Below are 26,869 nucleotides of genomic sequence, written 5' to 3' on the forward strand. Positions count from 1 at the left end.
TTTCTTCGAAAAGTTTTCAGAGTACTTCGATTTTTTCTCCGAAAAAATCGAAACTTGTCAAACCCCAGGACCCCAAAATTTCCCGAAATTTTGGGCTTGTGGTGCCGAGGGAGGGAGTTGAACCCTCATATCCGTGAGGAAATCGGTTTTTGAGACCGACGCGTATGCCAGTTCCGCCACCTCGGCACGATTATGCATGTCAAAACAACCGCGTAGGTTATCTATGATTACCGCATGCAAACCTACGCGGTTGTTTTGCAATACGGTTATTCCACAATATTCCTTGACGGAAAGTATAACACACCGCCGCCAATTCCTCAACTACAAACCGCCGCAATATTGCCACAACACCGCCACCTTGTCAAACCGCCGCCTACACGCAACCGCGGAGGTTGGCCAGTTATTTCAGTCAGATAACCTACGCGGTTGTACCGACAGGTTACGCCGCGGACATCACGTTATCGCTTGCCATCTTATTAAACCGGCGTTTGTCATTATCCAATAATTTTGCGGTTGGCAGTTTGAATGGCACGCTTCGCACGAAATTATTGATATCGGCCTGGGACTGCTCTTTCATGGATAACGGCCGGCGGGCAAGAAACTCAAATATTGCTTTTAGACGGCCAATATCATCCAGACGGCGAATTCTTAACGCAAGGATAATCCCCTCGGGTTGAACATCGTTTTGGCAAGGATCAAAGGCAAGCGCCCTTATACCAATGCCGCTATCCAGGACTTTGTTAACGATCTCCGTACTCGGACAAGCAACATCGAATTCCACCTCGTAACCCGGGTATTCTATCGCGTAATCAGCTCTCTTCCTATCGATCAATCTCTTCACCTCGTCCACAAAATCGGATGGGCCACAAACCGGCAGTAAGGCAACCTTTTCGCCGCATTTCGCGTCCTTTTCCATCTCCTGCTGAAGCAGGGCCCTTAACATATCTCTTTGTATATAAGGAAATATTTCCTCCGCGGCTATATGGCACAGTATCGTTTTCGTTTTCCCGAGATCCTTTGGCCGATATTTTTTATTCTCTTCGTGTATCCGACCGGCCTCGGCAACGGCAGAATCGGTTATAATAGCCGGTTGCCCGTTCGGCGTTCTGCGTACTGTGTTCTGGGTCATGCCCGCTTTGCCGCGCCCGGCCGCGGCTTCCGTTTCCCCTTGCCCCTGAACCTTTGACACTACCTGTCCCGCCTCCCTCTCCATGGGCAGGAGCCCATTTTCCGTCGGGGCGGCCTGTCTTACATGTACATGCGCCGGTGCATGCACATGTAGAAGAGCGTCATTATCATACGTCAATGGCTGATCCGACGGTTTTAAAGCGCCCGGCTTCTTCGGCTGTTTATAATAACGATTGCCATCTAAGGGCCCGCCATTCCCGAGCGGCCCGGGATCGGCGCCGGGGCCGTGGGGAAGATTAATATAACGGACACCGTCGAATTTACCGGAGGCGCGATCATACATGGATATCGCGAAAGGGCGCTCGGAAAGTCGTATCATTCCCCCACTCCCTTCTTCATAAAATTGAACTACGAGATGCGCTTTTTCGGTCGTCAGACACGCCCTGACACTGCCCGCCGGTCTTGCGGCACAAAAATTATCTCTTAACTCGATGGCCGCGAAAAGGATATGCGCCACCCCCGATAGTCCGACATCATCGCCGGTATCTATAAACTGAATAGCGTCCGCACCGTCCATATACAGGGTGGCACTGCCGCATGGATATTCTATTTGGCGAAAATTTTTCTCAATCATCTCTGAAAGAATTTTCGCCAGTACTTCCCGCTCCCCGGGATTTCTGACCAAAGAATACGGTATATTTTCAAGTAAAGGCTGATTTCTTTCTTCCTCATTACTATTATCAAGATAAAGGCTGAAAGTATACCCACCGGACTGATTCGTTTGTACAAAATGGGGATGCATTTTTTTAAATGTAACCCCGCCGGACAAGAGTAAAGGCGTTATGGTATCGATAAACTCATGGGTAGGCGCTCGCATATCTTCATCCAGAAGCGGCATATACATCAGAAATTTATACTGCGACTCTGCGCCGACGGCGTTGATATACGCAACCTGATAATCATAAGTTCCTCGCGCCACTACGTCCTGCCATCTCTCAGCCTTCTCTATCTTGTAGTCCAGATACTTTTCCTGTTCTAATACATCCAACACCATCATCTTGGCTAATACATACCTAAACTCATAGCTGTTCTTCTCCGAAAGTATAAATAAGTGCCTTATGCGCTGATGCAGATATTTGGCATTTAAAAAAGCTATTAGTTGCTCTAAGGCAATTTTAGTCTCATATTTCTGCCCAGGATCCATATCATAATTATATAAGTTGTCATGAGATTCTTTTAATAAACGATAAAAATCCGGTTCATATACTTGATCATTAATATCCGGATGAGAGACCTTCCGAAAGTGCTCATAGTTTTCCTCAAAAACTCCAACCATCCCGTCTTGATCATTTACAGGGATCGGCCTGATGAAATCCTCAAACTTTTTAAAGCAATCCGGAGGAAGCGCTTTCCTGAGAAAAGTAGTTTCTATCTTTCTTGGTTGAATAGGTATGTTGGAAGGGACGGATACGGCCGATGATAACGAATCTGTTAATCGAAGTATTATTTTAACAGCCCATCGGGAGTAGCTGGCAGGAAAAAATCGGCCCTGGAAAATTGTATCCGATATCCGGTAAGCCCGGGGATGATTATCGATCAACATCCGGCAGAATTTTTCACTTTCCAGTAAGCCTGACATGACGTCGTTTATTAGTACAAAAAATGCCATCGATACCACACTTAAAACGCCTCCTGCGGCGAAATCTAAAACCGGCGCTAACGCAAAAACCCCTGCCCTGCGTTCAAAATCGGACGGCCCCGTCCGCTCGCCGTATATTGCTTTCATCCTAACCGCGTAAGTATTACCGGAGGGATATTTGGGGTCAACTTCCTGACGAGAGGTTTCGTCCGCACGCCCGAACACTGACCGATCCGGCGACATTGAGTCGCCCTCAACCTCCGGCGGTCGTAAATATCGCCTGACGCCAGAGTTGCTCCCGGGGTCCGTCGGGCCGGGCAGGCCTTTAGGCATGTTGGCATAGGAAACCATTCGTGTATCGTCTGCCGAGTCACGCCTTTTGCGGAACCACAGCCCTTTGAGGCCGGGGAGATCCGTGGACTCGAGATTACGCCGGTCATCCGGAGTTTTAATTCCAAATTTTACCAACTCTTCGTGGGCAATATTTTCATAATCCTTTATAAAAAATAGATCAATCATCTTTCCGTCGTTCGCAAATTTAAAGGTAACGTATTTATAATCCTTCCCTGCCACCTTGCGGGATCGCCACGTTTCATCAATAAACACGGATTGGTCGGGAAATAATTCGCTATTGAGGCGATTGATCGTTCTTCGAATAATCACATCGTCCGGAAGGTTCGGGGCCATAAATAATTTGCCCAGCGTATCGGCCGCCAAATTCAACTTCGCCCTGTATTTAAAATCTATTTCGTTTTTAATATCGAAAAGGGTGAAGCGGGATTGCGGGGCAAGTGTTGCCTGTTGCGGCGTTTGGACTTGCGGCGCCGCCCAGGATAGGTCGTTGAGCAGGAATAGGCAGACCAGGATTAGTGAGATTATTTTATATAGATTGCTTCGCCGCCACGCCTTAGGCGTATCGTCTCGCAATGACTTTTTATACATAGCGAGAAGATTATAACATAGAATTATGTTAAAACAATATAAAGATAGCCATCTTTTTTCTACCTAACACTTTAACCCATTCGACCTCCGAGGTGCGACCTCGGAGGTCGAAAATAACCATGTCAACCGCGTAGGTTACCGCGTAGGTTACCTACGCGGTTGATTTTTTTAGTAGCTTGCTGGAGGAAGGTTGTGCTATACTATTTTTCCAAATTGGGGCTGTAGTGAAGAGGGATCACGACACAATGGCATTGTGTAGTCACGAGTTCGATTCTCGTCAGCTCCACCATACTCTGAAAACTTTTCGAAGAAAGTTTTCAGGTCCTGCAGTTTCAGATACTTCTATTTTTCCTGAAATTTTCGGAGAAAATTTCGAGAAAAATAGAAGGACTCAGGAAACAATACGAAGGAAATTTTAGGGGCCTGGGGTTTGACAAGTTTCTATTTTGCTCCGCAAAATAGAAGAACTCGAGAAACTTTTCGAAGAAAATCCTCATTCCGCAAGATGCAAGTCTACGTATGACGCCAATAACTCCCTTATCTTTTCCGGAGGTATAACATTGAAATAGTGGTCGACTATCGCGTGGGCCATCTCATGCGCTATGATCGAATCGGATATGTCCTCTTCTGAAATATATATAGTGTTGAACTTGTGCACATAAAATGATTTTATACCGCTTTTATATTCTTCGACCGGCGCGGGGGTTCCGAATATCTTAACGTATTCGGCCTCCACATCCGCTCGGGCGGTAAATATCATTATCTTCACATGAACATTGGCGGGATACATATCGAGAAGCTCTTCGGCGCGCCTGAATAGAGCGTCAAGCTGATAGCGCACCTTCTCTTCGACGGGAGCATCCTCGCCGGGCATCTCGCTCGTAAAATATGTCGCGCGTTTCCGCAGATTGGATTCGACCGCGTCCAGGTCTGCCCCCGGCATATAGCAAATGGTGAGATAGCCGGTCTCGAGAATGATCCATTCCTGCCCGGCCGCAAAAACGGGAGCGGCTATTGTGAGGATTATGAGTAATGCCGATATCGCGGCGCGGCGGATCATCCTATGTCCTGAACTTATCCAAGCCGGACTTCAGCGCCTTTATCTTCTGCTTAACTTCGCCCGGCAGATCGTTCGCCGCCGGTAATGCTTCAAGTTCCGCGGCTGTTTTTTTAAGCGCGCTTATTTCGTTCTTCAAAAACCGCACCATTGCGTTCAAGCCTTCCGCGATAGGCCTTATTTCGTCCCCTTCCCGGAGATTGAACTCTCTGCGAAGGTTGCCGGAAGCGACGTCTTCGATGTCTTTCTCGATCCTGTAAAGCGGCCCGGCTATCTTGTGTGAAGTGAATAGCGTGATGAATATCGTGGCTATGCCCGTCGCTATTATCACCACCGCGCTCGATAATAATACAGCGGGAAGTATGTAATCGGCGGTGCTTTTAATGCCGAGGCGCAGGTTCTCGAATGATGTTGTTACTGTAGCCCTGGATAAAAGATAGATCGTAACACCCGATATGGCCGACCCGGCCAACACGATAGCACAGAATTTCAATATAAAATTCCGCTGGAACTCTTTCTTTATATAATAATTTTTTCGCCTGTTCATTTCAGGTTCTCCCTGTATATCCGGACCTTTGCCGAAGCGCGCAAGCCCGATACCCATTTCGTAAGCTCGTCCTGAAGCATCTTTTGCCTGTCTTCAACGCTCAGATCGGCTGGAAGTTTTTTCGAGAAGTCGTCGATCTTTTTATTTATCAAAAGTTTCAAAAGCGCCTGCTCCCAATACCGCTCGATCTCCTTCATGAACTTTTGGTCTTTGTCGAAAGATTCTCTCTGCGCTTCCTGAAGCAGTATCTTCTTGGTTATGAGTTTGTCGAGCGCGTCCTCCTTCGCCTTAACGGCATCCGATGCGGCAAGCTTATCCGGTAGCATAAACCGCGCCTCTTCCTGAAAATCATTTAAAGTCAGATCGTAATCATTTATCCTGACGATAACCCGGCTCTTATCGGCGTCGCATTTCTCTGTCCTGCCGCAACAGCCGGACATAAATAAAGCCGCGATAATCACGGCCAAAATAAAATGCTTCATGAAAGCCCCCTTTTGCTATTCCTTATACACACCGATCGCGCGGATCTTGTTATAGCGCATCTCTATAAGTTTATTCTTATCTATCGCTTTGAGCGCGGCGATATCTTTTTTGATTATCTTTTTGATATTATCGGCCACTTCCTGCGGATTCCTGTGCGCCCCGCCCAGCGGCTCTTTGACTATACCGTCGATTATCTTCATCTCGAGGAGGTCTTTACCCGTCAACTTGAGCGCCGCGGCCGCATCCGGAGACTTCGAGCGCTCTTTCCACAATATCGCGGCGCACCCTTCCGGTGATATGACGGAATAATACGCGTTCTCGAGCACATACACCCTGTCTCCAATGCCGATACCGAGCGCGCCGCCCGAGCCGCCCTCACCTATCACGAATACGAGTATCGCGGTCTTGAGGTCGGCCATCTCGCGCAAATTATACGCGATCGCCTCGGCCTGCCCTCTCTCCTCAGCGCCTATCCCGGGGTATGCGCCGGGCGTATCTATGAGCGCTATTACCGGCAGATTGAACTTCTCCGCCATCTTCATGACCCTCATCGCCTTGCGATAGCCTTCCGGATGGGCGCTACCGAAACTTCTCTCGAGGTTCTCTTTGGTGTCTCTGCCCTTCTGGTGGCCGATAACTACCACCCGCTCGCCGTTCAGTTTCGCGAAGCCGCATATGAGAGCCTTGTCGTCGGCAAAATGACGGTCACCGTGTATCTCGATAAAATCGGTCATCATCATCTCAATGTAATCGAGCGTGTACGGGCGCTTCGGATGACGCGCAAGCTGGACCCTCTGCCAGGGCGTCAGGTTGTCGTAAACGTCCTTCTTTATATGGGCGAGCTTCTCTTCGAGCCGCACGATCTCCCCGGATATGTCGATATCCCTGCCGGATGTGAAGCTCTTCAGCTCCTCGATCTTGCGCTCCAGCTCCATTATGGGACGTTCGAAATCAAGGCCGGATATATGTGTATGTGTAGCCATATTTTACGACTTGCCTCTCCTCCGCAGTCGCTAAAAAGCGACCTCCGAGGTCAATTTTACGGTCGCTCCTCTAATCTATTATAACGATTTCCGTGCCGATAGGCACTATCGAGTACAACTCCTCAACTTCGGAGTTCTTCATCCTCACACAGCCCTCGGTAACGCTCTTGCCGATGGATTCCGGCTCGATGGTACCGTGTATGCCGTAACCTTGTTTGGATATGCCCAACCAGCGGGAGCCGAGCACATTTTTCGGATCTTTGGCAGGTATCATGCCTCCTGCGGAAGGATACCATGGCGGGTCTATAAGCTTGTTGGTGATCTTAAATGTTCCGACGGGGGTGCAGGAGTTTTTACCGGTCGATACGCGGTAGGTCTTCACGATCTCCTGGTCGTTTTTCAATGTAAGGATATTCTGGGACTTGTCCACGGCGATACTGAATTTCGCTTTGGTTACTTTCAGCTTCTTGCCGGATCTTACCGCCGCGTCTTTCAGGTTATTCGCCTTCATTATAAGTTCGGACGTGGTGTTGAACTTCTTCGCTATCTTGTTAAGGGTGTCACCTGGCTGAACTTCATAAAGCATCGAATCGGGGGTTATTACTGAAGAAAATAGTATTTTAATATTCAGATTATCGAGGGATTCCTGTACCTTTGCGGCATTTCCCGAGGCTGGATACTTTTCTGTAAGTTTTTGATATGCGTCTTTAGCTTTTACGAGGTCACCCTTCTTCTCGGATTCTACGGCCGTGGATAAATAATCCTGCTCGCTTTCTCCGGGCGCGACAACCGCTTTGGGCTCGATGGTCTTGGCCTCCTCGTTAGGGACGCCTGAATTTCTGATGATCCCCAGGATAAGAAGCCCCGCGCATATAAGCATCACGGCAATAACCGCTATCAAAAGAATGTTTTTATTCACTTTAAGCACCCTTCGCTATTTGTAGAGCAGTAACGAAACTATTATACCAAGAAACGCGCCGGCGAATACCTCTACCGGTGTGTGACCTATAAGTTCCTTTAATTCCTCTTCGTCCATCTTCTTCTTCCAATAAATGTCATCGAGCATCTTATTCAATATCTCGGCCTGCCTGCCGGTAGCCAGCCGGACGCCCTGGGCGTCAAACATGACTATAAGCGTAAATGTGAGCGCTATCGCAAAGACTGCCGAATCAAATCCGTAGGTAACGCCTATCGAGGTCGCGAGCGCCGAGACCCCGGCCGCGTGGGAGCTGGGCATGCCGCCGGTTCCTAAGAACCAGCGAAAATCAAACCGCTTCTCCCTGAAAACGCCAAGAGCCACCTTTATCGATTGCGCTATGATCCAGGCGGCGGCTGATGTCCAGAATATGTAATTTTTGCTGAATTCTATAAAATAGTTCATTGTCATTGCTTTTATTTGTTTAGGTATTATAATATATCCATCGGTTACTTTCAATATAAATAAAGGAGGGGCGGACATGGTGAAGAAGCTTTTTGTGTCGCTGATTACAGCAGTACTGCTTTTCGCTTATGGCACGGCATCGGCTGAGGAGGGCCAACTCTGGCGCCTGGCGGATGATAAAGGCTGTATAAAAGTATTCATCGCTCAACCTGTAAACGAATCCGATCAGGCGCAGATCCTGCCCGATAACCTGAAGAAAGCCATAGAAACAACTCTATTGAACAGAAAATCCACGAAGTTCGTTATAACGACCGATCCAAAAGATAGCGACATACAGGTCTCTTCTATAATAAAGCAATTCAAATATCTGGATAAAGGCCCGTTCAAACCGACGCCCGGGATAGGCACTACGCTCCTTGACGCCGCCGCATCGATGACCGCGAATTATGTCGAAATGACGACGCTCTTTACGGTAACCAGGACGAGCAACGGTGAAATACTATGGCAGGACACGTTGAATCCTTACATAAAACAGCGCATGACGCCGCAGGAGAGCATATCGGTCATTGCCGAAAAGATGGCAAGGCATTTTCTGTGGAAGTGTTTCGGTAAGCCGACTAAATAAAAAGACGGGGGTTTTTTACCAACCTTTAATAAGCGCCATCGCCTCAGCGCGCGTCTTCTCATTTTTACGGAATATGCCCCTTACGGCGCTTGTCACGGTCATAACACCCGGCTTCTTTACTCCCCGCATCGACATACAAAGGTGCTCCGCCTCTATTATGACCATTACCCCCCTCGGTGATAATTTACGCATTATAATATCGGCTATATCCGTCGTAAGCCTTTCCTGAACCTGCAATCTCTTGGATAGCGTATCCACCACCCGCGCAAGTTTGCTTAAACCGGTAACTTTATTATTACTGGGAATGTAAGCGACGTGCGCCCTGCCTATGAAAGGCAATAGATGATGTTCGCAGATAGAATATAATGGTATGCCTTTAAGAAGCACTATCTCGTCGTGCTCCTTCTCGAATACAACCTCCAGCTCCTTCTCGGGATTTACTTTAATGCCGCCCAATATCTCTTCATACATCTCGGCTACGCGTCTGGGCGTATCCTTTATATCAGGCCTGGAGGGATCTTCTCCTACCGCGAAAAGTATCTCCTTTACCGCTTTCTCTATACGTTTCTTGTCCACCGCGCACCCTTCCCTCTCTATTTACCTATACAGAACTGACCGAATATACGGTCGAGCATGTCGTCCGATACGGATTTACCTATTACCAGCCCAAGATTGAATATAGCCTCTTTCAGGTCGATCGCCACAAGTTCAGGCGAGAGTTCCTCCCCTATCGCTCTTTTTACAGATAACATGGCGGACACCGCGTTGTCAAGCGCCTCCTTATGGCGCGCATTGCTTACAACCGCGCTCTCGCCCTGAACGTAACCGCCGCCTAAGACCGCGTCGCGTATCGCGCCCTCGAGCGCGTCAATATTGCGCCTGTCTTTCACGGATATTTCCACTACCGCATTATCGCCGAGAGCATTTTTTATACCGCTTAAAACGCGGCTTTCGGCCAAGTCGATCTTATTTAACACTACTATCTTCTTTTTACCACCAACAAGATTAAGCATATCGCGATCCGCCCCGTCGAGCGGTGTCGAAGCATCGAACATTAGAATGGCGATATCCGACATATTAAGATACGACTTACTTTTCCTGACCCCTTCTTTCTCAAGCGCATCCCCGGCAGACGATATACCTGCAGTATCGACCAATCGTATCGGTACGCCATTCAAATTTATGGTCTCCTCGACCGCGTCGCGCGTGGTCCCGGGTATCGGCGAGACGATAACCCTGTCTCTCTTTAGCAAGAGATTCATCAGGCTGGACTTCCCGACATTAGGCTTACCGCATATTATAGCGAGGACGCCCTCTCTGAACACCACACCGTTCTTGTAGCTTTTTGCCAGAAGCTCAAGTTCTTTTACTACGCTATCGGCCTTTTCCGCAAGCTCCTGCCGGCGGGGCAGTTCCAGCCCCTCTTCAGGGAAATCGATCGATGCCTCCACCTCGGCAGTTATATTCATAACCTTTTCCAGTATGGCGTTCACGTTCCTGGAGAGTTCACCCTCAAGCTGGCCCATCGCGACCTTTAAAGATCCTTCGGTCTTGGAGCGTATGACATCGAGGACGGCTTCGGCCTGCGACAGATCTATCCGGCCGTTGAGAAACGCCCGCCTGGTAAACTCGCCGGGCGCGGCGAGCCGGGCGCCGTGCTTTAAGACGAGCTCCATGACGCGCTCGAGGGCGCGTATGCCGGCGTGGCAATTTATCTCAACCACGTCTTCTTTTGTGTAGCTTCCGGGTGCGCGCATCACGGTAAGGATGACTTCGTCGACAACCGCGCAGGTTGGCCGCGCGTTGCCCCGCCGATAAGGCGCGCGGTTATCTTTCGATTCACCATCGACTATGTGCCCATAATGCATCGTGTACGTTTTAAGCTTTAACGGCGCCTGGCCGTTTTTCGTCCGAAATAGCTCCGAGGCTATTTTTACCGCATCAGGCCCGCTTAAACGCACTATCCCTATCCCGCCCTCGCCGGGCGGAGTAGCTATAGCGACTATTGTTTCGGATTGGTCGTATCTACTCATATCTTAATTGTTTCGCTTCCCCTACCACAAAAAGTGAACCGGTAATTAACACAAGGTCTTCGGGCCCGGCGAATGATCTGGCGCTATCCACGGCTTCCGCTACCGTACCGGTAATATGGATATTTTTATAATCGGGCGGGATAAAAGACCTTATCCTCTCCGGCTCCGCGGCCCTTTCCTTTATCGTTGCCTTTGTCAAAAACACTTCGTCCGCCAAAGGAAGAAGCTCGTCGAGAATGCCTTTTATATCCTTGTCGCCCGACACGCCGAGAACCAGAAAAAGTCGCTCATATTGAAACGCTCTTCTAACGGCTATCGCGAGCGCGTTCGCGCTGGCGCGGTTCTGGGCGCCGTCCAAAACAATCAGCGGACGCCGCGCCGCTACTTCCATCCGTCCCGGCCACTTTGCGCAGGCGATCCCGCGCTCCACCACATCTTTCCCTACTCTGATGCCGCGCATCGATAGCGCTTCGACAATCCCGACGGCAGTAGCCGCGTTAACAATCTGGTGTGCGCCCAAAAGAGACATCGTAAGCGCCGGATATTCGTTAACCAACCCATGCACTTTGAACACCTCCGATGAATCGTCGTGCTTAAGCTCTTCGAACTTCACGTCGCGCCCTATAAGGATAGCCTTTGCGCGCTTCTGGCCGCATATTTTCACAATAGCGTCGAGCGCCTCTTTCTCTTGCGGGGCTATTACACAAATCGAATCATCTTTTATTATCCCCGCCTTTTCGGAGGCAATGCTCGTAAGTGTATTCCCGAGTTTATCGGTATGCTCGTAACTTATCGGCGTTATGCACGCGACGAGCGGTGCGAGTATATTGGTCGCGTCGAGGCGTCCCCCCAGGCCCGTCTCGAAGACGGCAAAGTCGACAGCTTTCTCTTTAAAATACAGGTACGCTAAAACGGTGCACACTTCAAATAGCGTCGGCGCTTCACCGCCCATCTTTTCCACGGCAGGACGTATTTGTGAAATGTGCCGCGCCACATCGCCTTCAGTAATAAGTTCACCGTTTATCATTATCCGCTCGCGGAATGAGATCAGGTGGGGCGATGTGTATAGCCCGGTCTTAAAACCTGCTTCTTTTAAAATGGAATATGTGATAGCGCAGGTGGAACCTTTTCCTTTAGTCCCCGCTATATGGATGGATTTAAAACTTTTTTGCGGGTCGCCTATCTCCGAGGCAAGGCGCCGCATCCGGTCGAGCCGGAAGGAGCGCTCGTAATCATAACCATCGCGCTTTTCATAATTGACAAATGTATCGAGATATCGAAGAGCTTCTTCGTAAGTCATCCTAGTGCTTAAAATGCCTGACCCCCGTAAAGACCATCGCTATGCCTAAACGGTCGGCCGCCTTTATCACTTCCGCGTCGCGGATCGATCCGCCCGGTTGTATTATAGCCGTGATGCCGCCCTGATGAGCCTGCTCGATCCCGTCTTCCTTCGGGAAGAACGCGTCGGACGCCAATGTCGAGCCGGAAGCTCTCTGGCCCGCTTTTTTGCACGCTATCATTACCGAATCGACCCGGGACATCTGGCCGGCGCCGACACCGACGGTCTTAGTGCCGCGGCAGAGCACGATAGCATTGGATTTTACATGTTTAGCCACCACCCAGCCGAATAGTAAGGACGCAAGCTCTTCCTTGGTCGGCTTAATTTTTGTAACGAATTTCAGATCCGACTCTTTAAGCGTTACAACGTCCCTATCCTGAATAAGCAGGCCTCCGACGACCTTTTTTATATCCTTATCAAAATTGGCAGGCTTCGCGCCGAAATTCTTAACCTCGACCAGGCGCAGGTTCTTCTTTACTTTAAGCGATTCGAGCGCCTGCGCGTCATAGGATGGGGCGATTATGCACTCGACGAAATCCGCTTCTTCCAATATCGTTTTTGCTACCTCCGTATCGATGGGCCTGTTAAACCCTACGATACTGCCGAAGGCGCTCAGCCGGTCGCAATCGAGCGCGTCGATATATGCCTGCTTCAGGCTCGTAGACGTAGCCGTACCGCACGGATTGGTATGTTTTATTATGGTCGCGGCGGGTTCTTTGAACTCTTTGACTATCTCGAGCGCGGCATTAAGATCAATGATATTATTGAATGAAAGCTCTTTTCCGTGCAACTGCACGGCTCCGGAGACGCTCGGCTCGGCAGACGCTTCATCTTTATAAAATGCCGCCTTCTGGTGCGGATTTTCGCCGTATCGCAGATCCTGTAGCTTCTTATACTTCAAATTCAAAACTTGCGGGAACTCACCGGCAGGCTCCTGGCTCGACGCTGTCGCCCCTTGCCTTTGAAGATATTCGTATATCGCCGCGTCATACGTCGATGTCTTCTGGAATACTTTGACACCAAGCTCGACCAGAAGAGCCTCCGCCACGCTACCGCCGGATTTTTCCATTTCGGCTATCACTCTGCCATAATCGGCAACGTCGCAGATGACGCATACCGACCTGTGGTTCTTCGCCGCGCTCCTCAACATCGACGGCCCGCCTATGTCTATATTTTCTATCGCCTCTTCCAATTTGACGCCCGCTTTCGCGACCGTCTTCTCGAATGGATACAGGTTTACGACCACCATGTCTATGAGGCCGATGGCGTGTTTCTTTACGATATCCATGTGCTCTTTATTCTCACGCAGGGCGAGAAGCCCGCCATGTATCATCGGATGCAGGGTCTTGACCCTGCCGTCGAGCATCTCGGGAAAACCCGTATGCTCCGACACGTCTTTCACCGGTATGCCGAGCGCCCTTATCGCTTTGGCGGTGCCGCCCGTCGACAATATTTCCACCCCGAATTTATTTAATGTCTTCGCGAGTATATCGAGACCCGTCTTATCGGATACGCTTATGAGCGCGCGTTTTATCTTCATTATCGCTGTGCCTTTCCCTGATTAGCTACAGCTTCCATTGCTTTTTTCACCTCTTCCGGATCGCCCATGTAGTAACTCTTTATCGGCTTAAGGTCGTCGGTCAATTCATACACGAGCGGCAGTCCGGTCGGTATGTTCAGACTGACTATGTCTTTGTCGGAAACGTTGTCGAGATATTTCACGAGTGCCCTCAAGCTATTCCCGTGGGCCGCGATTATCACGCGCTTGCCGCCCTTCACCGCGGGCGCGATAGTCTCGTGCCAATACGGCAGGAACCGCGCGACGGTATCTTTCAGGCATTCAGTAAGTGGAAGCTCTTTGGGTGTCAGGTTTTTGTAACGGAGATCGTTGCCCGGATAGCGCGGGTCTTTCTTTTCCAGCACCGGCGGGGGTACGTCGTAACTACGCCTCCACACAAGCACCTGTTCTTCGCCGAACTTGGCCGCCGTTTCGGATTTGTTCAGCCCCTGCAAAGCGCCGTAGTGGCGTTCGTTCAGCCGCCATGAATTGTAGACGGGTATCCACATGAGATCCATCCCGTCGAGCGTCATCCATAAAGTCCGTATAGCTCTCTTCAGCACCGATGTGTAAGCAACGTCGAAAACAAACCCTTCCTTCTTCAATACCTCTCCGGCCTTCTTCGCCTCGCCCATGCCTTTTTCGGAAAGATCTACGTCGGTCCATCCCGTAAACCTGTTCTCCTTGTTCCAGACACTCTCGCCGTGACGCAGTAAAACAAGCTTCTTCATATTATTCGTCTCCCTTAATATTATTTTTTACGAGATTCGATTATAACACAAAACCAATTTTTTTTAAAATATTTTGCAACAAAACCACGTTTTAAGCGTCTATATAGTGAGGGGACAGTTAACAATTAAACCATTCAACCGCGTAGGTTACCGCGTAGGTTACCGCGTAGGTTACCTACGCGGTTGACAAGGAGGGCATTATGATTTATCATATTTTTAACAAAAGTATATCGAATTTTACAATATACAACGATGCTTTTGAGTACTTGCGGATGCTCACAGCTATTCAGTATTACCAATCAAATCCGGGGAAAACCAGTTTTTCGCGATTTATTAGTTTATTAGAAAAAGAAAAAACGCAAATTCCAACAGAAAATAAGATTGTTGATGTAATCGCGTATTGTCTTATGCCTACCCACTTCCATTTCATCTTAAATGAACAAAAAGAAGGCGGAATAGCTTCTTTTACTAACAACCTGCTTAATAGCTATACTCGTTATTTCAATATAAAACATAATAGAAAAGGGCCTTTATGGCAGGGAAGATCCCGAAGGGTATTAGTAAAGACCGATGAACAACTGCTACACCTCACAAGATACATACATTTGAATCCTGTTACGTCATATTTGGTTGACAACCCGGGGAAATGGCCATATTCCTCTTATGATGAGTATTTAAAAATACCAAAAGATCTACAGATATGTAAATATGCTGATTTAATAGATATGCAACCAACAATATATATGAATTTCGTAACCGATAGAATTAATTATCAGCGAGAATTAGCAAAAATAAAGGACTTACTCCTTGAGTGACCTGTCAACCTACGCGGTAACCTACGCGGTTACCGCGTAGGTTGATATAGGTTTTTATGGTTGACTACAGTAACGCGGTGGAGACGGTGTCGCAGAAGAGGAAACCTTTGCGCTTGAGGCATATTCCGGTTATGGCGTCGCCAGCCCTCTTGTATTTGATTAAATCGTCAGCCAGTAACGCGGGTAGCGCTTTCTTCTCGAGCTCGCAAAAGTCAAATCCCGTCTTATCCTTAAACCAGGCGAAGTCGATACCCGGCTTCGTCCTTATCTTGACGGCGGCCGTCTCCATAGCCCGCTCAATCGGCGAGAGCTTCTCGCTGAACCCCGTAACACTCTTGCGCGAACTCACCCTCCCGACATACTCTTTCACATCAGACACATTCCTCGACCTGACGCCGTCCAGATACGAAGCGGCCGATGGGCCCAGCCCTATATAAGGATTATTCTCCCAGTAGTTCGTATTGTGCTTCGATTCGAACCCTGCGCGGGCAAAATTTGACACCTCGTATTGCTTGAAACCGCGCAGGCTTAAAATATCTATCGCGTCTTCATACATCACCGAGGTTATGTCGTCGCATAGAGGCTCGACGCTCCTATTTGCCACAGCCACAGCCAACGGCGTACCCTTCTCATAAGTAAGGTCGTAACACGATACGTGCGTTATCGGCAAGCGCGTTATTCCATCAAGCTCTTTCTTCCACGAATCGATCGTCTCATCCCACACGCCGAAGATAAGATCGGCGCTTATATTCTTGAACCCCATCCTATGGGCGAGCGCGACACACTCTTCCCCCCTTTTCGCGGAATGTATCCGGCCCAACTTCTTTAATTTGCGGTCATCCAGCGACTGAACACCCACGCTCAGGCGTCCGACTCCCCGATCGAGGAGAAACTTCATCTTATCGCCATCCATGCTTTCGGGATTCGCTTCAAATGTAAACTCGCCGGATGTTATGGAAAAGTTTTTTAACGCGTCCAGAAGTTTTCCCAGAAGTTTTGTAGACAAGGCGCTGGGTGTCCCACCGCCTATGTATATCGAATAAACTTTCGGATCTATGTCTTTAAGCTGGAGAATAACGGTATCTACCAAAGCGCCCGCCGCATCCTCATCGTATATGCGGCTGTAAAAATTGCAATAGATGCACTTTCTTTTGCAGAATGGGATGTGTATATACAGGGAAGGTTCCATGAATGACATTATAAAGGAAGTCGCGCCATAAAACAAGTAGGGCACCTCTTCCACGCCGTCGCTATCGCTTTGGCGGAATCCCGCCCGTGCGAAACCGATGGCGGGAAAAGGTGCCCTACCGTTATTTATATATCCGAACTTACTATTTCTTCATGTCGTTGATAACGTCCTGAACGAACTTGCCGGCTATGTCCTTGCATCCAAGGCCGAATGCCAACGCTATGCCTATGCCTACGGATATGAGAACTATATTGACGGCCAGAACTATCAGCGTCGAGGCGATCTTAAGCTGTTCTATCGCTATGACCACTGCAAAGATAACAAGTACCGTCTTCGTAAGCTTGGCAAGCATGCTCGCCTTTTTCAATCCGGCGTTGCCAGCGGTCGTCCGCACTATCGTACTGACAAAATCGGCCACGAACGATCCGACTATAAGGATGAATATCGCGCCCAGTATGTTAGGCACATATTCAATGAGCCTCTGCACCATGTCTGCCGCTACCGTAAGGCTTAGCGTACCTAATGCGGTCGCTATAACTACAAGTATAATTATCCAATATACCACTGCGCCTATAAGTTCCGATACGGTCAACCGTATCTCGCCCTGCGCCAGGACATTCGATACACCCGCTTTGTCACTTGCCGCATCTAAGCGGATGGCCTTCAAAACCCTTACTATTACCGTTTCTATAAGCTTGGCTACAAGCCAGCCTATTACCAGGATGACAATCGCGCCTGCTATGGCGGGAATATAACCCCATACTCTTATAAACATAGCCTTAACAGGGTCAACTACAACGAACGTCAGCCAATCCATACAGCACCTCCGATTTGTTGTAATTCAACTCCGGCAAATCGTCCCGCCTCTAATCTTAGTCCGGGCGGAACTATCGCCATTGAATAAAGTTTACCACAATTTTACATTTTGGCAAGTTAAAATCTGACTTTTTTTGACTTTTTTACTCTGTTTCTAACCGCACTTAGAGTAACCGCAGGAGTTGCATACCATGCAACCCTCAACGTGCCGCAGTGAACTGCCGCAATCGGGGCAGACGCCTACTATGTTGCCCGTCTTCGCTTTAACCGCCTTCTGAGTATTGACTGCCGAAGATTCGGATTGAGACAGGCCCGACTCCTGAGCCGGCGAGGACGAGGCCTGAGAGACGGCATCGGCGGCCGTCCCGGATTTCGGCTTGGCCGCGCCCTTCTTCGCTTCGACTATCCTGCGCTCCAAAACGCGCGCGATAGCGTCACTGCATGAGAATATCCTGCCGCCCTTCTCCCAGCTTGGCGAGGGGCATCTGATACCGCGCAACTGCTCGATTATGGAGTTGGTATCTATTCCGCTTCGTAGCGCAAGAGACAAAAGCCGCCCCATCGCTTCGAGCTGGCTCATCGCGCATCCGCCCGCCTTACCCATCGACATGAAAACCTCGAACGGCTGACCCTTCTCGTCTTCGTTTATCGTTACGTACAGATTGCCGCAACCGGTCGCTATCTTTGTGGTAGTGCCGACTGTAACGTTTGGCCTGGGCCGCGGGCTTATCTTAGCGCCCACCAACTGCTGTTTCGGCTCTGTGGCCGCAGGTATGCTCAAAACCTGCTCGTCTCTGGAATGATCACGATAGATGGTAACACCTTTACAACCGCCCTCATAAGCAAGCTTATATATCCTACCCACATCCTCGACGGTGGCGGACTGCGGGAGATTGACCGTTTTGGAAACGGCATTATTCGTATATTTCTGGAACGCGGATTGCATCGTTATATGAGAAACCGCGTCGATATCGTGCGCCGTAACAAAAACCTTCTGTATTCTCTCCGGCACCTCGCTAAGCGACTTGAGCGACCCCTTTTGGGCGATGATATTCATAAGTTCAGGCGTAAAGAACCCGCCCTTTACCGCGACTTCCTTGAAATAGGGATGGACCTCGATAAGCTTCGTATTGTCCATGATATTCCTTATATAGGAAATGGCGAATACCGGTTCTATCCCGCTCGAACAATTCGCTATTATCGACAACGTACCCGTCGGCGCTATCGTCGTCAACGTAGCGTTGCGCAGGCGCTTGGCGCCGGCAACATTATAAATGCTGTCTTTAAAATTCGGGAAAGGCCCGCGCTCTTTGGCCAGATCCTGCGAAGCTATCTTAGCTTCATCGAGTATAAACTTCATGACTTTCTCGGCGATCTTCATCGAACTTTCGGACCCGTAGGTAATCCCGAGCATGAGAAGCATGTCGGCAAAACCCATGACGCCTAAGCCTACCTTCCGGTTGGACTTCGTCGTATCTTCGATGCGCTTGAGCGGATAAGAGTTCATATCTATGACGTTGTCGAGGAAATGGACGGCCTTGCGGACGGTGTCGCCCAGCTTTTGCCAGTTTATAGCGCCATCGTCGACCATGCGCGCCAGGTTTATCGAGCCCAAGTTACAGCTTTCGTACGGGAGGAGCGGCTGTTCTCCGCACGGGTTCGTAGACTCTATCTCGCCTGACTTTGGGGTGGGGTTATCTTTATTCATCCTGTCGATGAATATTATGCCGGGCTCGCCGTTCTTGTGGGCCATCTTTATGATAAGATCCAAAACATCCTTCGCGTTCAAAGTCCCGACGCTCTTTTTAGTATGCGGATCGATAAGGTCATATTCTTTATTATCGGCGGCCCTCTTCATGAATTCTTCGGTCAGCGCCACCGAAATATTGAAATTGGTTATCTCTTTATCGCTCTCTTTGCACGTTATGAATTCGAGTATGTCCGGATGGTCAACCCTGAGGATGCCCATATTGGCGCCGCGGCGCGTACCGCCCTGCTTTACCGCCTGCGTTGCGGAATTGAATACTTTCATGAAGGAAACCGGGCCGCTGGAAATCCCGCCGGTGGAACGGACTCGGGAGTTCTTCCCCCTAAGACGCGAAAAACTGAAACCGGTACCGCCGCCTGATTTATGTATAATAGCCGTATCTTTTATCGTCTCGAATATCGACTCCATCGAGTCCTCTATCGAGAGGACGAAACACGCGGAGAGTTGCTGAAGCTCGCGGCCGGCGTTCATGAGCGTGGGCGAGTTCGGCAGGAACTCGAGCCGCGTCATCATCGCGTAAAACTCCGCTTCCGTCGCCGTCACTTCAGCGGCGGTATGCCCGTAACGCGAATCGGCTTTCGCGATATTCTTCGCGACCCTGCGGAACATATCGGCAGGCGTCTCGATAACCTTGTCGTCCTTGTCCCTTTTAAGATATCTCTTCTCCAGAACCTTTATCGCGTTTTCCGACAACCCCAAAGAACCATCACGCGGATCTTCCATTTCCCATTACCCCCGATTTTAAATTATAATAAGAAAATTTCTTTCCCCGAACGCCGGGATTGAATATATCACACATATCCGAAAAAGTCAAATAAAAACACAACCTATTGTGGTTTTCATACACATGAACACTATTAGTGGGAATGGGTTTGCCGTCGGGATTTCGAAGTTACGTAGAAGTGCATATATTTTCCCAGCATAAGCCGCGTCTGCGCGTCTATCGCGGGAGTCGACCCCAGGAGCGCGGCAACGAGCGGCGAAAATACCCACTGAGCGACCATCACCACGATCTTCTGCCGCTTGACTTCCTTCGGCCGCGGAGGCAGAAGCCTGACGCCGATGAACATACAGACGAATATCGTGAATAGCGATACTCTAAATAGCGCCGCCGCGACACTCGGCAGATTATAGCCTATCGCCGTCTGGCGGAAAAGCCCGCCGCCGAATATAAGCGGCAGGGGCGCTATAAAAGTTATGATTATCGCCCATACCGCCCACGTGTAATGGCTCTCTAAGATATTGAAAGCCCGCCGGGCCTTTACAAAAAAAGGTATCTTATTATTTTTCCTGAACCCCATCATTACGTAAGGAAAATTCTCGACGCCCCAGGCCCAGCGCCGCTTCTGCTTATACTGCTTTATTACCGTCTGGATGATACCCTTCTCCGTCGCGACGTCCATCGATACGGTCACATACATCGGGATGACCGAATAATCACCGTTGAAATGGAGGAAGCACTTCCAGTATATCACCGAGTCGTCCGAGATCATGTCGACGGGCCAGTAACCGACCTCGCAGAGCGTCCTGAAGCTCATGCTGTGGCTGGAGAACGTCACAAACTTCTCGATGCGCATCGTCTCTATCATCTGCATGAAGCTCGAACCGAGCTCCAGTATCCGGGCGATCGAACGCGCCTGCCAGATATTGTTATTGTATACAGGTATCGGTTGGTAGCTTGAATGCGTCCTCTTTTTGTTTATTATATAGTGGTAGGCAAGGCATCCGAAATATTCCTCGTCCGCGCAGGTATCCGCGTCGAAACACGATATTATAACGTGCTCATGGTCTATCTTTTTCGAATCAACGAATTCTTTCAGCGCTTTCGCCCCCCATGTAGCGTTGGCGCCTTTTACCTTAACTTCACCCGGGATATTTTCCGGATGGCGTGTCGCTATAAAATGAAAAAAGTGTTTGGCGTACTTTTCTTTTAAGGAAAGCGCGTTCCGCCACACCTCCTCGCCCGCCCGCTCCTCTATACTCAAAACCACTATCATTTTATCTTTGGGATAATTGGCATGCTCGAGCGCTTCTATCGACGGGGTCAATATGTCCAGGCCTTCTTTATAAGCCGGAAAAAGCACGGCATGGTAGATATTTTTATATTCCAGGCCGTCGACGCATCCGGCGGAGCGCGACTCTTTAAGCCAGTCTATCTTCTTCTCTTTGCCAAGCCGCCTGTACGCGAAAACGAGCAGGAATGTCAGGTAGGATATCCGTATAACCCAATAAAGGTCGAAAGTTATTACAAATATAGCGACCCACAACGGTTTTATGAAAGCGAGCGCGAATAGCCCGCCAAGTGTCGTCCAGGTCAAAAACCCCGGGATTATCTCGAAGAGCCTTTGATAAAACCTATCTTTTTTCATAAGAAGCTTCCGGTTCTTTCTTCAGCAGTAATTGCATGAGATAATCGAAGAACTTCTGGCGAAGATCCAGCCTGTAAAGGAAAGCCCCGCCTTTAGCGGAATCACCACTCGCCCTATCCATAAAATAAAGCGTCCCATTCGCCGGATCGTAGGATACCGACTGCGGCTTTGCGGCAAATTTGTAGAGGGTGGCGATGTTACGCTTCCCGCCGCCGCGGAGTTCGAGCACGTTTATATACTTTTCCGTTACCGCTATGATATAACCGGATCCCGTATACCAGAATACATCCAATATCGGCTCCTCGGAAATCAATATATTCTCGACACGCGCCGCTTCGGCGTCTTTCATCAGATCTTTATCATGGGCGAGATAAACGACCACTATGTTCTTTTCGTTGAATAACAGGATCTTATCGCCATCCGGCGAAAACCTTTTTTTAATGATCTTTTTCGGCCAATCGGAAAACGAAGAAAGTTTTTTAAAACCGACACCGCCTGTATCCGAACGGAACAAACCCGAACCGGTAAAATAGTAAATATAGCCGCGCTCCGATACGGCAAAATCTTCCGCCGGATAACCGCTTATCCTGTTCATCTCCTGCATTACAGGGAATAATATTATACTGTCGGCTTTCGTCACCATATTGGGCCTTACGATAAGCTCCTCCCCCCAGGGATAAAAACCGTCCTTATTGACCTTGACCCTGTAAGAACCCGGCTTCAGATCCTCTACCTGCGTCGGGGTAACACCGTCCAGCAATTCATCGTTTATGTAGACGGACGCGCCGGAAGGTTTTGTATTTATAAAGATTATGCCGGTCTTGTAAACCTTCATAGCCTTATATTCTATGCGGTAGCCAAGCGAGTAGGACAATAATATAGGAAGGGTGATGAAAAATAGCAGTACCGAAACATAGAATGCTATCGCCCTTTTTATCTTATCGCTTTTTTTCATTTCAACCTCGAGGCTCTGAGCTGGCCGCAACCCGCGTCTATATCCTCGCCCTTCGGCTTGCGGTGGATCACATTAACACCGGCATCCGCGAGCGTCTGCATGAACACTTTTACGTCTTTATCCTTCGGCGCGCCATATTTACTGCCCGGGACTTTGTTATACGAAATGGCATTCACCTTGCACTTGACCCCCTTTAAAAGGCCGGCCAGTTCCGCGGCGCTTTCGCGGGAAATATTTACACCGTCCAGAAGCACATATTCGAATGTTATTATCCTGCCGGTCGAACGTATATAATCTTTGCACGAAGCCATCAGTTCGCGCAAAGGATAGCGCTTGTTGACGGGCATAAGTTTCGAACGCACAGCGTCGCCGGCGGAATGCAGAGAAACCGAAAGCTCTATCTGCATGCCCTCTTTTGCCAAGCGTTCTATCCCGGGCACCACCCCGCAGGTCGATATCGTCATCCTGCGGCTACCTATATTGAACGCGTCCTTATCGTTAAATAGCCTCGCGGCCTTTAATACATTCTCGTAATTATCAAACGGCTCGCCTATGCCCATAAATACGATATTGGTAATATTCGCGCCGGGATTGGCGGCTTTTATAGCCATAACCTCACCGGCTATCTCGCCGGAAGTAAGGTTTCGCGCGAATGGCGCCGAAGCGCTCGCGCAAAAATCGCATTTAAACTTGCATCCTGCCTGTGACGATATGCAAACGGTGGCGCGCGTTCTCTCCGGCAGAAGGACCGCTTCGACCGTATTGCCGTCCTCCAGGCGGAAGAGGTACTTTGTCGTACCGTCCGACAGCGACCGCCTCGTATCTATGGTTTCGAGAGATATTATCCGGAATCGGGCGTCGAGCGCTTCACGAAGCGGGGCGGGTATGTCCTTCATCTCGTCGAAGGCGCCGACAGCTATTTTATACAACCATCTGAATATCTGCCCGGCGCGGTATGACTGCCCTCCGGCCTCTTTGATAGCCTCTTCGAGCTCTTTTTTGGATAGATCTTTTATGGATGCCTTATTCATATTAGCCGTTTATTATAACATAATCTTCCCGTCTGACGAAGGATTTCATTTGACAAATTCGAGACATCATGTAAACTTAACCAATATGCCGCCGCATTTCAAAAAAAACGTTAAAATATTTATCCTGGGGTTTTCAATCACCGCGATCTTCCTATCGTGCGAAGGATTAATCCCACCCGCAAGGCTTATTAATTTCAAGATATACGACATACTTACCCGCGTAGAATACCGCCTGAGAAAACCACCGGCCAAGATCAAAGATATCGTCATCGTAGCGATCGACAGCGAAACGGTTACGAAGATGGCCCACCGGTGGCCGTATCCGCGCTCGGCCTTCGCGAAAGTGGTAACAAATCTCACCCTCGCGCAGGCAAAAGTCATAGCGTTCGATTTCGTGTTCCTCGGTAAATCCGAAGACGCGGAAGACGCCGCCCTCGCAAGCGCGATATCCAATAACAACAAGATAATACTGGCAAGCGCCGTCGATGAAAGCGGTTCGCTGAGGATACGTTCAAACCCCGGCATAAGCGCTAATGTGCCATTCGGCGTAGTCACGAAACTGCAGGATCCGGACGGCGAAATACGGCGCTCCCTCACCTATCTGGTAAGCGACGAAGTCCCCCCGAGAGGCTTTCTCTCCTGGGAGCTCGCCATACTAAAAGCGGCGGAAGGATTGTCCCTGACGCCGATCAAGGGCAACGAATCCTTCATATCGATACAAAATAATACCTGTCAAAAATGGCTCATCCCCGTGGACTCGTATAATAAATCTTTCATAATAAATTTCCGGGCGCATACCGATGACTTCGGCCGCGTATCTTTTTACAATGTCTACAACGGCAATTTTGACCGGGATATGATAAAAGATAAGATGGTGCTGGTAGGCTTCGTCTCTTCGCTATTGGGGGATATCCACAACACGCCCATAGGATGGATGCCGGGCATAACGCTCAACGCCAATTCCCTCTTAACATTGTACACGCAAAGCTTTATCACAGAATATCCTATGGGCATCGACAGATTTCTTACGGTATTGGGGGTGATGCTTGCCCTGGCGCTTGTCATTTTATTGGATACCCGCATGGCGTACATATTTATAGGGATCGAGATAGCAGTATTTTTCGCGGCCAGCTACGTCCTGCTCACTCTCGGATACTCATGGAATTATTTCGCGTTCCCGTTCTCGGTCGGTGTATTCCCGGCTTTAAGCATAAAAATTTACAACTGGCTATGGGGCCGGAAGAAATTTTACTGGACATAGGCTTGTAATTTCGCGGATAAGGTGTTATATTTATATAATAAAATCGGAGAAAACAATGACACAATTAAAGATGCTTATCATAGTATCAGCGGTAGCGGTATTATTGCTGGTTTTAGCGTTGTCGTCTTATTTTTATATTGCCAATAGGGCGGGTTTCCACATTACCGATGTAAAGATGGCTAACGCGATAGATGACAAATTAATGCCCGTCGGGATAATGACAAACTTCCCTAAAGGCACATCAAAAGTAGAGTGCTGGTTCAGTTGGGAGAATGCGAAAATAGGCACCGGAATATCGGCAAAATGGCGTTTTCTGACGGACGACATCTCTATATTCGATCATAAATTCGCCATACCGCGCAAGACCGGACACGGAAGCGTCCGTCTTATGATGCCCGAAGGAAAGACTTTGCCATCCGGCAAATACCGCACGGATTTGTTCCTCGATAAGCGGCTTCTTAGATCGATCACTTTTAATGTAGATTAATTCTTCTTATTTTTCGTCTGCTCTGCGCGTGGCTCGACCACTTTACCCTCCGAACCCATAGGAACTCCAGCGCTCTGCGTTAACGTTATCTGCTGACCTCCGGGAAATACCACTCTGACATTTGACTGACCGGTCAATTGGCTGAATATGTCATGACTAACCGGCTCGGGCATCGCGCTCGTCGCAGACACTCCCTCGAATAACCTCTCCGCAGATAACCTACGCGGTTGGGCAGTGGTTTCCACAGGTAACCGCGTAGGTTGTTCCGGTCGAGTCACTTCCGGCGCAACCATCGCGCTCGTCGCAGACACCCCCTCGAATAACCTCTCCGCTGATAACCTACGCGGTTTGGCAGTGGTTTCCACAGGTAACCGCGTAGGTTGTTCCACCCGAACAGCCTGCGGCAACGTAGCTACAGTCGCCACACCTTTAAACTCTCCCGGCATCACAGCCACAGTCATTGCCGAAGATGCCTGGACGCCGCTAAACGACGGCGCTTGCGGTAACACAGCTATCATACTGACGTTGTCAAAGCTTGCCGGTGCGAGCGGAGCAACCAATGAGGAGGTCGCGCTCACGCCATCGAACGAAACAGTCTGCGACAATGTGGTCGTGGTATTCATACCGCCAAACAGCTCCACCGCAGATAACCTACGCGGTTGGGCAGTGGTTTCCACATGTAACCGCGTAGGTTGTTCCGGCTGAGTCGCTTCCGGCGTAACCATCGCGCTCGTCGCAGACACTCCCTCGAATAACCTACGCGGTTGGGCAGTGGTTTCCACATGTAACCGCGTAGGTTGTTCCGGTTCCATCGCCGGCGCAACCGCGCGTGCCATCGCGGCTGTGCGTACCGATTGACTCATGGCCGCTATCGGCACGCTGATATTCGAATACGCGGGAGCCGACAGCATTACTCCTCCCGGGCCCATCATCATTCCACCGCCCATGGAGCTGGTTATCATCATGGCCGATGTTGGATTGAAGAAAAAGATCGCGTTGTTTATCTGGGGCGTATTTGTATTACCGCTGGGCGCTGGTACCGGTCTGGCGGTTCCCATCCAATTTGTACAACGGGTAAATAGGCTCGTAGGGTCGTATATGGTAGCGCCTAAGTTATTCGAGTCGTATCCGTCAAGATACTGGGTTACTACAGTGCCTTCAGGATTTATCTTCCATTGGGTATTGGTAGTTCCTGTGGTGGAGCTCTTGAATGTGAGCTTACTTGCAGATGTGCCTTTAAGTGTTAGGATACCTTTGATGTCCTGCAACTTGTCGGCTTCGAATATGAGGGATTTGCCGGCTACTTCACATGTGAAGTCGTAGAATGTGTTATCCCCTGTTATATTGGCATCACCCGTACCTACAAATTCTACCTCACCTGTGCCATAAGTAAATGTACCTGAGTTATTATACCAGCTACCTGATAATGTTATGTCGTAGTTACCTGAGGCAAGGGTAGAGCCGCTTCCTATGGTCAGGTCACCTGTTATGGTGGTATCGCCGCCGAGTGTCTTTGTGCCTGCGCCTGATGTGGAGAGATTTACGTATGTGAGTGTATTATCTATTGCCTGGGCTGTTGAGCCGCTGTATTCCACCGTCGAGCCTGCGTTCAATGTCGGGCTCGCGAAGGAAGCGTAGCTACCCGCGAATGTGGCGGCATCGACCTTGAGAGTACCCGTAACATCGAGAGCTGAGGTGCCGGAGCCGGTCAGCGTTGAACCGTTGGGGTCGA

23 protein-coding genes and 2 tRNA genes are annotated in these 26,869 nt (G+C 49.4%); 5 read left to right on the plus strand and 20 right to left on the minus strand.

Features of this window, described 5'->3' with window-relative positions; translation table 11 throughout:
• Positions 1-99: 99 nt before the first annotated feature.
• Positions 100-186 (minus strand) — tRNA-Leu (locus PHS46_05305).
• Positions 187-439: 253 nt separating this feature from the next.
• Positions 440-3,709 carry a hypothetical protein gene (locus PHS46_05310; protein ID MDD3905932.1) on the minus strand — a complete coding sequence of 1,090 codons (3,270 nt, stop codon included), beginning with the start codon at positions 3,707-3,709 and terminating at the stop codon, positions 440-442.
• Between the two features lie 215 nt (positions 3,710-3,924).
• On the opposite strand from PHS46_05310, the gene PHS46_05315 reads away from it, so the two are divergent.
• A tRNA-Ala gene (locus PHS46_05315) sits at positions 3,925-3,998 on the plus strand.
• 204 nt (positions 3,999-4,202) lie between these two features.
• On the opposite strand, the gene PHS46_05320 is transcribed toward PHS46_05315, so the two are convergent.
• From PHS46_05320 to PHS46_05345, 6 genes are all read right to left on the minus strand, one after another.
• Positions 4,203-4,769, minus strand: coding sequence for a hypothetical protein (locus PHS46_05320; protein ID MDD3905933.1), 567 nt, complete (start codon positions 4,767-4,769; stop codon positions 4,203-4,205).
• Position 4,770: 1 nt separating this feature from the next.
• A complete protein-coding gene (locus PHS46_05325) occupies positions 4,771-5,313 on the minus strand; it encodes a hypothetical protein (protein ID MDD3905934.1) in 543 nt (180 codons plus the stop codon).
• Complete coding sequence (locus tag PHS46_05330; protein ID MDD3905935.1) at positions 5,310-5,795, minus strand: hypothetical protein; 486 nt, start codon at positions 5,793-5,795, stop codon at positions 5,310-5,312. The genes PHS46_05325 and PHS46_05330 overlap by 4 nt, the downstream gene beginning before the upstream one ends.
• A 15-nt stretch (positions 5,796-5,810) precedes the next feature.
• Positions 5,811-6,779 (minus strand): acetyl-CoA carboxylase carboxyltransferase subunit alpha, encoded by a 969-nt coding sequence (locus PHS46_05335; GenBank protein ID MDD3905936.1) that lies wholly within the window; start codon positions 6,777-6,779, stop codon positions 5,811-5,813.
• Between the two features lie 70 nt (positions 6,780-6,849).
• The gene (locus PHS46_05340; protein ID MDD3905937.1) at positions 6,850-7,698 is read right to left on the minus strand and encodes a L,D-transpeptidase family protein; all 849 of its coding nucleotides are present in this window, start codon (positions 7,696-7,698) and stop codon (positions 6,850-6,852) included.
• 15 nt (positions 7,699-7,713) lie between these two features.
• Positions 7,714-8,160 (minus strand): divergent PAP2 family protein, encoded by a 447-nt coding sequence (locus PHS46_05345; GenBank protein MDD3905938.1) that lies wholly within the window; start codon positions 8,158-8,160, stop codon positions 7,714-7,716.
• A gap of 76 nt (positions 8,161-8,236) precedes the next feature.
• Between PHS46_05345 and PHS46_05350 the strand changes: the two genes are divergently transcribed.
• Positions 8,237-8,785 carry a hypothetical protein gene (locus tag PHS46_05350; GenBank protein MDD3905939.1) on the plus strand — a complete coding sequence of 183 codons (549 nt, stop codon included), beginning with the start codon at positions 8,237-8,239 and terminating at the stop codon, positions 8,783-8,785.
• 15 nt (positions 8,786-8,800) lie between these two features.
• Here PHS46_05350 and folE read toward each other — a convergent pair whose 3' ends face one another.
• From folE to gpmA, 5 genes are read right to left on the minus strand one after another with little or no spacing between them, the layout of a single operon-like run.
• Entirely contained in the window at positions 8,801-9,361 is a 561-nt protein-coding gene (folE, locus tag PHS46_05355) for a GTP cyclohydrolase I FolE (GenBank protein MDD3905940.1), read from the minus strand.
• 17 nt (positions 9,362-9,378) lie between these two features.
• Positions 9,379-10,818, minus strand: a complete 1,440-nt coding sequence (gene mnmE, locus PHS46_05360; GenBank protein ID MDD3905941.1) for a tRNA uridine-5-carboxymethylaminomethyl(34) synthesis GTPase MnmE — start codon at positions 10,816-10,818, stop codon at positions 9,379-9,381.
• Complete coding sequence (locus PHS46_05365) at positions 10,811-12,118, minus strand: bifunctional folylpolyglutamate synthase/dihydrofolate synthase (protein ID MDD3905942.1); 1,308 nt, start codon at positions 12,116-12,118, stop codon at positions 10,811-10,813. The genes mnmE and PHS46_05365 overlap by 8 nt, the downstream gene beginning before the upstream one ends.
• Position 12,119: 1 nt before the next feature.
• A complete protein-coding gene (purH, locus tag PHS46_05370; protein ID MDD3905943.1) occupies positions 12,120-13,697 on the minus strand; it encodes a bifunctional phosphoribosylaminoimidazolecarboxamide formyltransferase/IMP cyclohydrolase in 1,578 nt (525 codons plus the stop codon).
• On the minus strand, positions 13,697-14,446 hold the full coding sequence (gene gpmA, locus PHS46_05375; GenBank protein ID MDD3905944.1) for a 2,3-diphosphoglycerate-dependent phosphoglycerate mutase: 750 nt from the start codon (positions 14,444-14,446) through the stop codon (positions 13,697-13,699). Before gpmA ends, purH begins: the two co-directional genes overlap by 1 nt.
• 200 nt (positions 14,447-14,646) lie before the next feature.
• Here gpmA and PHS46_05380 point away from each other — a divergent pair, with 200 nt between their 5' ends.
• Positions 14,647-15,261, plus strand: coding sequence for a transposase (locus PHS46_05380; GenBank protein ID MDD3905945.1), 615 nt, complete (start codon positions 14,647-14,649; stop codon positions 15,259-15,261).
• A 64-nt stretch (positions 15,262-15,325) separates the two neighbouring features.
• On the opposite strand, the gene hemW is transcribed toward PHS46_05380, so the two are convergent.
• The 6 genes from hemW to rlmN all read right to left on the minus strand — a co-directional run bounded on the left by hemW (position 15,326) and on the right by rlmN (position 23,389).
• The gene (gene hemW / locus PHS46_05385) at positions 15,326-16,450 is read right to left on the minus strand and encodes a radical SAM family heme chaperone HemW (GenBank protein MDD3905946.1); all 1,125 of its coding nucleotides are present in this window, start codon (positions 16,448-16,450) and stop codon (positions 15,326-15,328) included.
• Between the two features lie 142 nt (positions 16,451-16,592).
• The gene (locus PHS46_05390) at positions 16,593-17,267 is read right to left on the minus strand and encodes a hypothetical protein (GenBank protein ID MDD3905947.1); all 675 of its coding nucleotides are present in this window, start codon (positions 17,265-17,267) and stop codon (positions 16,593-16,595) included.
• A gap of 153 nt (positions 17,268-17,420) precedes the next feature.
• Entirely contained in the window at positions 17,421-19,757 is a 2,337-nt protein-coding gene (locus PHS46_05395; GenBank protein MDD3905948.1) for a vitamin B12-dependent ribonucleotide reductase, read from the minus strand.
• A gap of 134 nt (positions 19,758-19,891) precedes the next feature.
• Positions 19,892-21,403 (minus strand): glycosyltransferase family 2 protein, encoded by a 1,512-nt coding sequence (locus PHS46_05400; protein MDD3905949.1) that lies wholly within the window; start codon positions 21,401-21,403, stop codon positions 19,892-19,894.
• On the minus strand, positions 21,390-22,358 hold the full coding sequence (locus PHS46_05405) for a PEGA domain-containing protein (protein MDD3905950.1): 969 nt from the start codon (positions 22,356-22,358) through the stop codon (positions 21,390-21,392). The genes PHS46_05400 and PHS46_05405 overlap by 14 nt, the downstream gene beginning before the upstream one ends.
• Complete coding sequence (gene rlmN, locus PHS46_05410) at positions 22,355-23,389, minus strand: 23S rRNA (adenine(2503)-C(2))-methyltransferase RlmN (GenBank protein MDD3905951.1); 1,035 nt, start codon at positions 23,387-23,389, stop codon at positions 22,355-22,357. Before rlmN ends, PHS46_05405 begins: the two co-directional genes overlap by 4 nt.
• 49 nt (positions 23,390-23,438) lie before the next feature.
• Between rlmN and PHS46_05415 the strand changes: the two genes are divergently transcribed.
• Positions 23,439-24,650, plus strand: coding sequence for a CHASE2 domain-containing protein (locus PHS46_05415; GenBank protein MDD3905952.1), 1,212 nt, complete (start codon positions 23,439-23,441; stop codon positions 24,648-24,650).
• 55 nt (positions 24,651-24,705) lie between these two features.
• The gene (locus PHS46_05420) at positions 24,706-25,137 is read left to right on the plus strand and encodes a hypothetical protein (protein ID MDD3905953.1); all 432 of its coding nucleotides are present in this window, start codon (positions 24,706-24,708) and stop codon (positions 25,135-25,137) included.
• Here the strand turns inward: PHS46_05420 and PHS46_05425 are convergent.
• The coding region (locus PHS46_05425) for a hypothetical protein (protein ID MDD3905954.1) at positions 25,134-26,869 on the minus strand (1,736 nt) is incomplete at its 5' end. The genes PHS46_05420 and PHS46_05425 overlap by 4 nt on opposite strands.

The sequence above is a fragment of the Candidatus Omnitrophota bacterium genome (genome assembly GCA_028699255.1).
In the GTDB taxonomy this organism is placed as follows: Bacteria; Omnitrophota; Gorgyraeia; order 2-01-FULL-45-10; family 2-01-FULL-45-10; genus FEN-1322.

Excerpts from the sequence above, each read along its gene's own strand:
- PHS46_05310 (MDD3905932.1), bottom strand. The coding sequence starts at position 3,709 with ATGTATAAAAAGTCATTGCGAGACGATACGCCTAAGGCGTGGCGGCGA.
- PHS46_05320 (MDD3905933.1), bottom strand. The coding sequence starts at position 4,769 with ATGATCCGCCGCGCCGCGATATCGGCATTACTCATAATCCTCACAATA.
- PHS46_05325 (MDD3905934.1), bottom strand. The coding sequence starts at position 5,313 with ATGAACAGGCGAAAAAATTATTATATAAAGAAAGAGTTCCAGCGGAAT.
- PHS46_05330 (MDD3905935.1), bottom strand. The coding sequence starts at position 5,795 with ATGAAGCATTTTATTTTGGCCGTGATTATCGCGGCTTTATTTATGTCC.
- PHS46_05335 (MDD3905936.1), bottom strand. The coding sequence starts at position 6,779 with ATGGCTACACATACACATATATCCGGCCTTGATTTCGAACGTCCCATA.
- PHS46_05345 (MDD3905938.1), bottom strand. The coding sequence starts at position 8,160 with ATGAACTATTTTATAGAATTCAGCAAAAATTACATATTCTGGACATCA.
- PHS46_05350 (MDD3905939.1), top strand. The coding sequence starts at position 8,237 with ATGGTGAAGAAGCTTTTTGTGTCGCTGATTACAGCAGTACTGCTTTTC.
- mnmE (MDD3905941.1), bottom strand. The coding sequence starts at position 10,818 with ATGAGTAGATACGACCAATCCGAAACAATAGTCGCTATAGCTACTCCG.
- PHS46_05365 (MDD3905942.1), bottom strand. The coding sequence starts at position 12,118 with ATGACTTACGAAGAAGCTCTTCGATATCTCGATACATTTGTCAATTAT.
- purH (MDD3905943.1), bottom strand. The coding sequence starts at position 13,697 with ATGAAGATAAAACGCGCGCTCATAAGCGTATCCGATAAGACGGGTCTC.
- gpmA (MDD3905944.1), bottom strand. The coding sequence starts at position 14,446 with ATGAAGAAGCTTGTTTTACTGCGTCACGGCGAGAGTGTCTGGAACAAG.
- PHS46_05380 (MDD3905945.1), top strand. The coding sequence starts at position 14,647 with ATGATTTATCATATTTTTAACAAAAGTATATCGAATTTTACAATATAC.
- hemW (MDD3905946.1), bottom strand. The coding sequence starts at position 16,450 with ATGGAACCTTCCCTGTATATACACATCCCATTCTGCAAAAGAAAGTGC.
- PHS46_05390 (MDD3905947.1), bottom strand. The coding sequence starts at position 17,267 with ATGGATTGGCTGACGTTCGTTGTAGTTGACCCTGTTAAGGCTATGTTT.
- PHS46_05395 (MDD3905948.1), bottom strand. The coding sequence starts at position 19,757 with ATGGAAGATCCGCGTGATGGTTCTTTGGGGTTGTCGGAAAACGCGATA.
- PHS46_05400 (MDD3905949.1), bottom strand. The coding sequence starts at position 21,403 with ATGAAAAAAGATAGGTTTTATCAAAGGCTCTTCGAGATAATCCCGGGG.
- PHS46_05405 (MDD3905950.1), bottom strand. The coding sequence starts at position 22,358 with ATGAAAAAAAGCGATAAGATAAAAAGGGCGATAGCATTCTATGTTTCG.
- rlmN (MDD3905951.1), bottom strand. The coding sequence starts at position 23,389 with ATGAATAAGGCATCCATAAAAGATCTATCCAAAAAAGAGCTCGAAGAG.
- PHS46_05420 (MDD3905953.1), top strand. The coding sequence starts at position 24,706 with ATGACACAATTAAAGATGCTTATCATAGTATCAGCGGTAGCGGTATTA.